This window comes from Ewingella sp. AOP8-B2-18 (assembly GCF_052376015.1).
Taxonomy (GTDB): domain Bacteria; phylum Pseudomonadota; class Gammaproteobacteria; order Enterobacterales; family Enterobacteriaceae; genus Ewingella; species Ewingella allii.
In genome coordinates this window covers 1-500 of the sequence record NZ_JBQSVB010000067.1, presented here as the reverse complement: position 1 = coordinate 500, position 500 = coordinate 1, and the positions used below count along the sequence as shown (strand labels likewise).

The window sequence follows — 500 nt, the reverse complement described above, 5'->3', positions numbered from 1 at the left end:
AGGGAAGGTGCGAATAAGCGGGGAAATTCTTCTCGGCTGACTCAGTCATTTCATTTCTTCATGTTTGAGCCGATTTTTTCTCCCGTAAATGCCTTGAATCAGCCTATTTAGACCGTTTCTTCGCCATTTAAGGTGTTATCCCCAGTTTTTAGTGAGATCTCTCCCACTGACGTATCATTTGGTCCGCCCGAAACAGGTTGGCCAGCGTGAATAACATCGCCAGTTGGTTATCGTTTTTCAGCAACCCCTTGTATCTGGCTTTCACGAAGCCGAACTGTCGCTTGATGATGCGAAATGGGTGCTCCACCTTGGCCCGGATGCTGGCTTTCATGTATTCGATGTTGATGGCCGTTTTGTTCTTGCGTGGATGCTGTTTCAAGGTTCTTACCTTGCCGGGGCGCTCGGCGATCAGCCAGTCCACATCCACCTCGGCCAGCTCCTCGCGCTGTGGCGCCCCTTGGTAGCCGGCATCGGCTGAGACAAATTGCTCCTCTCCATGC

Annotated in this window: 1 protein-coding gene; it reads right to left on the bottom strand. The window is 51.6% G+C overall.

Translation table 11 applies throughout. The features are described 5' to 3' along the window. Window positions 1-148: 148 nt before the first annotated feature. Window positions 149-500: IS5/IS1182 family transposase (locus ACT3RR_RS23165; RefSeq protein WP_029392611.1), on the bottom strand; the 352-nt coding region annotated here is incomplete at its 5' end.